The following is a 7215-nucleotide window of genomic DNA, read 5'->3' on the forward strand; positions in this document are numbered from 1 at the left end:
GCGGTCGGTCATTGGACGGCCTCCAGAGGGGCGCAGCAGGACGTGAGTTCGGCAATCAGAGGTGTGCAGAGCGCGGCGTCGCCCCCGCAGCAGTCCTTGAGCAGGAACAGGATCAGCTCGCGCAGGCGCTCGAGATCGGCCCGATAAACGATGGAGCGGCTGTGCCGCGTGCCCGCCACCAGGCCTGCGCGGGCAAGGGTGCCGAGATGCGCCGACATGGTGTTGGCCGGCACGTCGAGGAGGCGGGCCAGTTCGCCGGCCGGCAGTCCCTCCGGCTCGTGGCGCACGAGCAGGCGGAAGGTGTCGAGCCGGGTGGCCTGGGCGAGGGCCGCCAAGGCGGCAATGGCGTCTGATGATTCCATACTTCTAGAATAAAGGATATGGTTGGTCAGCACAACCGGCGCGTAGATCGCACGACGTTCGAGGTCCGAACAGGATGATCGCGGGCCGCGCACACCGGGCAATCCCGTCTTCAAGGTTCAGCCCGACAGCTGGCAGATCAATCGTTGTTGGATTGAAAAGGTATAATTTCCGCACTAATAAGCTTCATGTCCTTCGAATATGACCCCGACAAGAGCGCAGCCAACAAGGCCAAGCACGGCATCGACTTCGAGGAGGCTCAAGCGCTCTGGAATGATCCTTGGCTGCTGGAGGCACCCGCCCGCACGGAGGACGAGCCACGCTTTCTCGCGGTTGGGCGGATCGGGGAGCGGCATTGGGCGGCCGTGTGGACGCCCAGGGACGAAGCCACGCGCATCATCTCGGTGCGTCGTGCCCGCAAGGAGGAAGTTGATCGCTATGAAGGCTCGTGAGTTCGATGAGAGGTTCGATGCCGGCGAGGACGTGAGCGCCCAAGTAGACTGGTCGCAGGCGCGCCGCACGAACACCCAGACCCGTCGGGTCAATGTGGATTTTCCGGCTTGGGTAGTCACCAGCCTTGACCGCCAGGCCAAGGAACTGGGCGTCACGCGGCAGTCTCTTATCAAGCTGTGGATTGCCGAACGTCTTCAGTGAGAATGAACACCTGCCTCCGCGGGGAAGCGGCAGGTAGTCTGTCGTGAGGCTCCATTCGCCGCATCTGCGCAATCACCTGAAGACGGCAACGATCTTCCGGCGCTCTGTCGGTAGCCGGAACCTGCTGGCATCTCAAGGCGCATAGCCTCGCCTGTGCTTCGCCCTCAACAGGATCGAAAAGGCAGCCTCCGCCTCACAAGGCTTCTCGAACCAGTCCGTCCGGCTCCGGCCCGAGGCCCCGACCCTCCCCCGGTGGCGCACCACCCCGCACTCGCCGAAGAGGCTGGTGGCGAGCTCCAGGCTGTAGAACCGGTGCATGTTGCAGGACGGATCGGCGCGCGTGAGCAGGACGGGCGTCACGCCCGGATCCTCCATCGCATCCTCACCCGCGGACGGCACAACCTCAGGAGCCCTAGGCGGATTCGCCGCCAGCCAGTCCAGAAGATCGATCTGCTTTTCGCTCATGGCAGGCTCCGTCTCCTCGCTTGCGGGAAGTAGGCGTAGAAGGTGGCCCGGCTCACGTCGAGGCGCTTGGCGATCTGCGCGACGGGGATGCTCGGGTCCTTGAGGAGCGCCCGCGCCATCGCGAGGTCATCATCGGAGAGCTTCCGGGGCCGCCCGCCCTTGCGGCCGCGGGCCGCGGCCGCCCTGAGCCCCTCGATCGTCCTCTCGCGGTTGAGATCGAGGAAGTACTCGGCGATGGTGCCCAGGAAGTTGAACATCAGCCGTCCCGTGGGCGTTTCTGTGTCCACCGCCTCGGTCAGGGAGCGGAGCCTGACCCCCTGCGCCTGAAGCTTGTGGGCGGTGTCCAGCATCTCGCGCAGGGAACGCCCTAGCCGGTCCACCTTCCAGACCACGAGCTGGTCCTCGGGGCGCAGGAAGGCGAGCGCGGCCTCGAAGGCCGGGCGCTTCGTGCCGGCGCGGCCGGACTCCTTTTCTTCGAAAATGCGCTCGCAGCCAGCCTGGAGCAGAGCGTCGCGCTGCAGGTCCAGGTTCTGGTCGTCGGTTGAGACGCGCGCATAGCCGATCAGCATGTCAGGATAGTAGCTGAACATGGTATGTCGGACAACTGATTTCCAGACACGGTTTCCGGACAGAAAAGAGCTACAAAGGCGGGGTTTGGGACCGCCCTGGCGGACATGTCCAGAATACGAAGGTTCCGCCGGCGCTCTATCCGCAACTGATGCGCAATCTCGCGGCGACGCTGGCAGACCTTTAGGCAAATCCGGGCGTCGCCGGAGCCGGACGTTGACAGCCCCTAGGTTTTCGGAAAGTTTCGAGTCATGGGGATCCGCGATCTCCCCACGAGGCGACAGCCGAAGCTCGCGTTCCACCCGAACCTTGACCGCAAGGAGGAACGCTCTTGCCTGTGCCCGACGCCATTCCCATTGAAAAACTTGCCAAGCTGATCGGTACGCCCCGCTGTCCGACGCTGCTCGATGTCCGCGACGACGCCGCCCGCGGCGCGGACTCGCGATCTGTTCCCTCGGCCCGGCCGCTCGGCGACGCGGAACTCACCCATGCTGCCGTGGTGCGGCTTGGGGCTAGCCTGTCGGGCCCGGTTGTCGTCATTTGCGCCGCAGGGCACAGGCGCAGCCAGGGTGTCGCCGCGCTGCTGCGGAGCGCGGGCGTAGCTGCCGAATACCTGGAGGGCGGACAGGCCGCGTGGGTCGCGGCGGGGTTTCCGCTGGTCGAGCCTGGCAAGATCACCGCGCGCGACGCCGAGGGTCGGACCGTCTGGGTGACGCGCTCGCGGCCGAAAATCGACCGGATTGCCTGCCCGTGGCTGATCCGGCGCTTCGTCGATCCGCGTGCGATCTTCCTCTATGTTGCTCCCGCGGAAGTCGCCGGCGTGGCGGAGCTGTTCGGGGCGATGCCCTATGATGTGGAGGACGTGTTCTGGAGCCATCGTGGCGAGCTTTGCACCTTTGACACGATGCTCGCCGAGTTCGGGATTTCCACGCCCGCGCTTGACCGACTGGCCGCCGTCGTGCGCGCAGCGGACACGGCGCGGCTTGATCTCGCGCCCGAGGCTGCGGGGCTTCTTGCCGCCTCTCTCGGTTTGTCCCGGATGCATGCGGATGACCTCGAGCAGCTCGAGGCGGGCATGGCGCTCTACGACGCGTTCTACCGCTGGGCCCGCGACGCGACCGGCGAGACCCACAACTGGCCGACGAACCGGCTGGGCGGTGCGAAATGACGGATGCCACATTGGCGACACCGCAGGGCGACGCGCCGGCGCAGGTCTATCCGACGCTGGCCGAGGCAACACGGGTCTGGGCGCGCATCGCGCTCCTGTCCTTCGGGGGACCGGCCGGGCAGATCGCGGTCATGCACCGCATCCTTGTGGAGGAGAAGCGGTGGATCGGCGACGGGCGCTTCCTGCATGCGCTCAACTTCTGCATGCTGCTCCCGGGGCCGGAGGCGCAGCAGCTCGCCACCTACGTGGGCTGGCTGATGCACGGCACCCGCGGCGGCGTGATTGCGGGCATGCTGTTCGTGCTGCCCGGCGTGGTCGCGATCATGGCCTTGAGCTGGCTATACGCCCTCTATGGTGACATCGGCATGGTCGAGGCGTTGTTCTTCGGCCTCAAGGCGGCGATCCTCGCCATCGTGCTGCAGGCGGTGGTCCGCATCGGCCGGCGAGCGCTGAAGAACGATGCGATGCGACTGCTCGCGGTGCTGTCGTTCGTCGCGATCTTCGCCTTCGATGCACCGTTCCCGCTGATCGTGCTCGTCGCCGCGATGATCGGATTCCTGGGGGCGCGGAGCGGCCTGCCGGCCTTCACGCCGGGTGGCGGTCACGGGTCGGTCGGAGGCGTCCATGTCGACGATGCCGAGACACTCCTCGGCGAGGAGATGGCCGAGATGCCCGCTGGAGCGCGACGCAGCGCACTGATCGCGGGTGCGGCGGCGGTGGCGCTCTGGCTCGGCCCGGTGGCAGCGCTGGTGGCCGTCCTGGGTCCGGGCAACGTCTTCGCCGACATCACCACCTTCTTCTCGAAGATGGCGGTAGTGACGTTCGGCGGCGCCTATGCGGTGCTCGCCTATGTGGCGCAGGAGGCCGTGGGAACCTATGGCTGGCTCAAGCCCGGCGAGATGCTCGACGGCCTCGGCATGGCCGAGACGACGCCGGGGCCGCTGATCATGGTGCTCCAGTTCGTGGGCTTCCTGGGCGCCTTCCGCGAAGCCGGCTGGGACAACCCGCTGCTTGCGGGCACGCTGGGCGGGCTGCTCGCTACCTGGGTCACCTTCGCGCCCTGTTTCGCCTTTATCTTTCTCGGCGCGCCCTACATGGAGGGCCTTCGCTCCAACCGGGCGCTGTCCGCTGCCCTGACCGCGGTTACGGCTTCGGTCGTCGGCGTGATCCTGAATCTCGCGATCTGGTTCGCCATCCATGTCATCTGGCGCGAGGTGCAGCGGGTGGAGGCCGGACCACTCTCAATAGAGTTGCCTGTCTTCGGCTCGATCGACTGGATCGCGGCCGCGCTGTCCGTGCTCGCCCTTGTCGCGGTGTTCCGGCTGAAGCTCGGGGTGACAACGGTGCTGGGTGGGGCGGCGGTTCTCGGCTTCGCTCTCCACGCTGTCGGGCTGGTCACGTAGGGGCCATGGATCGGCGCCCCGTTGGCGTGGTGGGCGTCACGGCAACATCTCGACGCACGAGGGCATGGGGGCCATGACTCGGACGGATGGGCTGGCGCGGAACGGATGCCTGGAGGCAACCGCGGTCGTACCCCTGCTTGTAGCCAGAGGACTGAGGGATTTCGGCGACGGCTTTGCCGCCGTGCTCCTTCCCGCTTACCTGCTCGCCCTTGGACTGTCGCCGTGGCAGGTCGGCGTCATCTCTTCCGCCGCGCTCTTCGGCTCGTCGCTGCTTACTCTGGCCGTCGGCATCCTCGGTGCGCACCACGAGCGGCGGCAACTCCTACTGGCCGCCGCCTGCCTGATGGCTGTCACCGGGATCGTGTTCTCGATCGCGGAGACCTATGCCGTCCTGCTGGCGATTGCGTTCGCCGGGACAATGAACCCCTCGGCGGGAAGCGTCAGCGTCTTCGTCCCGCTCGAGCACGCGGTTCTGTCGCGCGCCGTATCAGCGGCGGGACGCACGGCGCTTTTCGCCCGCTACAGCCTTATCGGCGCCCTGGCCGGCGCGGTGGGAGCGCTGTCGGCCGCAACGCCTGATCTTCTCGGCCGCGGAGGGGTCGGACAGTTAACAGCCATCAAGGCAATGTTCGTCGTCTATGCGATGCTCGGGGTGGCGGGATACCTCATCTATCGGCGGATCCCGCGGCGGCCGGACCCCGAAAGTGGCCGGGCGCCGAGTGCGCTGGGGCCGTCGCGGAAGATCGTCTTCAAGCTCGCGGCGCTGTTTAGTCTGGATGCATTTGCGGGCGGTTTCGTGGTCCAGTCGCTGCTGGCGCTCTGGCTCTTCCAGAGGTTCGACATGTCGCTGGCCGCCGCGAGCCTGTTCTTCTTCTGGTCGGGGCTCCTGTCGGCGTTCTCGTTTCCGGTTGCAGCCTGGCTCTCCGGGCGGATCGGCCTGATCAACACGATGGTCTTCACCCATATTCCGTCAAGCCTGTGCCTGATCCTGGCGGCCTTCGCGCCGACCCTGTGGCTTGCCCTTGCCTTGCTGCTGGTGCGGGCCGCGCTGTCGCAGATGGATGTGCCGACCCGCTCCTCCTACGTCATGGCGGTGGTGACCGAAGCCGAACGCCCGGCCGCCGCGAGCGTCACGTCCGTGCCGCGAAGCCTAGCGGCAGCGCTCAGTCCCGCGCTCGCGGGCGCCATGTTCGGAAGCGCGTTTCTTGCGGGACCATTCCTCCTCTGCGGAGTCCTGAAGATAACCTACGACCTGCTCCTGCTTTCGCAGTTTCGCCACATCAAGCCACCGGAAGAAGCCTGAGGAACCGGCGGCCGCGCTACGACGCACGCCGCTTTGGACGTGGCCATTGGCGGTGCAGGTCATCAATTACCAGCGGATGCCGATGCTCGGAGGGTCCGTGCTCCCGAAGGTGCGGGTGATCATCGGGCAAGTCCGGATGCACGTGCAGCACTGCATCGGGGTCATGCGCCGGCCAGAGACGCATGGCGCTCACGACACCCGCCGCCGCGATGCCGGCGAGAACCAGAAAGGTCGCATCGAGCCCGAACGAAGCACCGAACCGCCCGGCCAGCGGATAGGTGAGGAGCCAGCAGGCGTGGCTCAGCGCAAACTGGGCGGCGAAGATCGCCGGCCGGTCCTCCGGCTGGGCCGACCGGCGCAGGAGCCTGCCCGTCGGCGTCTGCGTCAGGCTGTAGCCGAAGCCGATCACGAGCCACAGGACCATCAGTGCGGTGAGCGATCCGATGAGCGGACCAAGCGCCGTCCCGAGCGCCAGGATCACCGCGCCCGCGATCATCGCCGGACGGTCGGGGATGCGATCGAGCAGCCGCGGCAGGAGCAGCGCCGCCACCATCGAGCCGCCGCCGAACGCCGCGAGCGCCAGCGCCACCTCTGCCTCGCCGAGGCCGAGGCGGGCCTGAACGAGGACGACGGTGTTGACGATTACCATGGCGCCGGCCGCGGCGACGGCGAGATTGAGGGCGAGCAGCCCTCGAAGGCGCGGCGTGGCCAGATAGATGCGGATGCCGCGGGTGGTCCGATCCCAGATGCCGCGGGGCTGGGCAGGCCTGGGCGAAGGCAGTGCAACCGTGAGCACCAGCGCCGCCGACGCGAGAAAGCCGATGACGGTACCGCCGAAGAGGACCGGGAAACTCACCACCGTCAGCAGCGCCGCCGCCAGCATCGGCGAGAGCAGGCTCTCGAGATCGTAGGCCAGGCGTGAGAGCGACAGCGCCCGTGTGTACTCGGCCTCGTCTGGCAGAACGTCCGGGATCGTGGCCTGGATGCTGTGACCCCCGATAACTCCTCCATGTGACGCTAGAGTCCGGCCCAACGAGAGGACCGGACATGAAGAGATCGAAGTTCACCGAGGAGCAGGTCATCGGGATCCTGCGGGAACAGGAAGCCGGGGCGAAGACGTCGGAGCTCTGCCGTCGCCACGGAATCAGCAGCGCCACGTTCTACGCCTGAAGGCCAAGTTCGGCGGCATGGACGTATCCGACGCGAAGCGGCTGAAGGCGCTCGAGGACGAGAACGCCCGGCTCAAACGGCTCCTGGCGGAGTCGCTGCTCGACCAGGCTGCGTTGAAGGATCTC

General features: G+C 66.9%; 8 protein-coding genes and 2 pseudogenes. 6 read left to right on the forward strand and 4 right to left on the reverse strand.

What is annotated here, in order from left to right; genetic code table 11:
• Positions 1-8: 8 nt before the first annotated feature.
• Positions 9-476, reverse strand: a complete 468-nt coding sequence (locus GI374_RS11625; RefSeq protein WP_370515299.1) for an ArsR/SmtB family transcription factor — start codon at positions 474-476, stop codon at positions 9-11.
• A gap of 72 nt (positions 477-548) precedes the next feature.
• Here GI374_RS11625 and GI374_RS11630 point away from each other — a divergent pair, with 72 nt between their 5' ends.
• A complete protein-coding gene (locus GI374_RS11630; protein ID WP_154337224.1) occupies positions 549-812 on the forward strand; it encodes a BrnT family toxin in 264 nt (87 codons plus the stop codon).
• On the forward strand, positions 799-1014 hold the full coding sequence (brnA, locus tag GI374_RS11635) for a type II toxin-antitoxin system BrnA family antitoxin (protein ID WP_154337225.1): 216 nt from the start codon (positions 799-801) through the stop codon (positions 1012-1014). Before GI374_RS11630 ends, brnA begins: the two co-directional genes overlap by 14 nt.
• Positions 1015-1146: 132 nt before the next feature.
• Here brnA and GI374_RS11640 read toward each other — a convergent pair whose 3' ends face one another.
• A complete protein-coding gene (locus GI374_RS11640; RefSeq protein WP_229583119.1) occupies positions 1147-1479 on the reverse strand; it encodes a WGR domain-containing protein in 333 nt (110 codons plus the stop codon).
• Positions 1476-2048, reverse strand: a complete 573-nt coding sequence (locus GI374_RS11645) for a recombinase family protein (protein ID WP_154337226.1) — start codon at positions 2046-2048, stop codon at positions 1476-1478. The genes GI374_RS11640 and GI374_RS11645 overlap by 4 nt, the downstream gene beginning before the upstream one ends.
• 329 nt (positions 2049-2377) lie before the next feature.
• On the opposite strand from GI374_RS11645, the gene GI374_RS11650 reads away from it, so the two are divergent.
• The 3 genes from GI374_RS11650 to GI374_RS11660 all read left to right on the forward strand — a co-directional run bounded on the left by GI374_RS11650 (position 2378) and on the right by GI374_RS11660 (position 5920).
• The gene (locus GI374_RS11650) at positions 2378-3214 is read left to right on the forward strand and encodes a chromate resistance protein ChrB domain-containing protein (protein ID WP_154337227.1); all 837 of its coding nucleotides are present in this window, start codon (positions 2378-2380) and stop codon (positions 3212-3214) included.
• A complete protein-coding gene (chrA, locus tag GI374_RS11655) occupies positions 3211-4617 on the forward strand; it encodes a chromate efflux transporter (RefSeq protein ID WP_154337228.1) in 1407 nt (468 codons plus the stop codon). The genes GI374_RS11650 and chrA overlap by 4 nt, the downstream gene beginning before the upstream one ends.
• Positions 4618-4690: 73 nt before the next feature.
• Entirely contained in the window at positions 4691-5920 is a 1230-nt protein-coding gene (locus GI374_RS11660) for an MFS transporter (RefSeq protein WP_154337229.1), read from the forward strand.
• A 16-nt stretch (positions 5921-5936) separates the two neighbouring features.
• On the opposite strand, the pseudogene GI374_RS11665 reads toward GI374_RS11660, so the two are convergent.
• A pseudogene (locus tag GI374_RS11665) lies at positions 5937-6908 on the reverse strand (MFS transporter); the annotation flags it as partial.
• Positions 6909-6967: 59 nt separating this feature from the next.
• On the opposite strand from GI374_RS11665, the pseudogene GI374_RS11670 reads away from it, so the two are divergent.
• Positions 6968-7215: pseudogene (locus tag GI374_RS11670) on the forward strand (transposase); the annotation flags it as partial.

This window comes from Paracoccus sp. S-4012 (assembly GCF_009674885.1).
Lineage (GTDB): Bacteria > Pseudomonadota > Alphaproteobacteria > Rhodobacterales > Rhodobacteraceae > Paracoccus.

Coding starts and splice junctions, on each gene's coding strand:
- GI374_RS11630 (WP_154337224.1), top strand. CDS start 549: ATGTCCTTCGAATATGACCCCGACAAGAGCGCAGCCAACAAGGCCAAG.
- brnA (WP_154337225.1), top strand. CDS start 799: ATGAAGGCTCGTGAGTTCGATGAGAGGTTCGATGCCGGCGAGGACGTG.
- GI374_RS11640 (WP_229583119.1), bottom strand. CDS start 1,479: ATGAGCGAAAAGCAGATCGATCTTCTGGACTGGCTGGCGGCGAATCCG.
- GI374_RS11645 (WP_154337226.1), bottom strand. CDS start 2,048: ATGCTGATCGGCTATGCGCGCGTCTCAACCGACGACCAGAACCTGGAC.
- chrA (WP_154337228.1), top strand. CDS start 3,211: ATGACGGATGCCACATTGGCGACACCGCAGGGCGACGCGCCGGCGCAG.
- GI374_RS11660 (WP_154337229.1), top strand. CDS start 4,691: ATGACTCGGACGGATGGGCTGGCGCGGAACGGATGCCTGGAGGCAACC.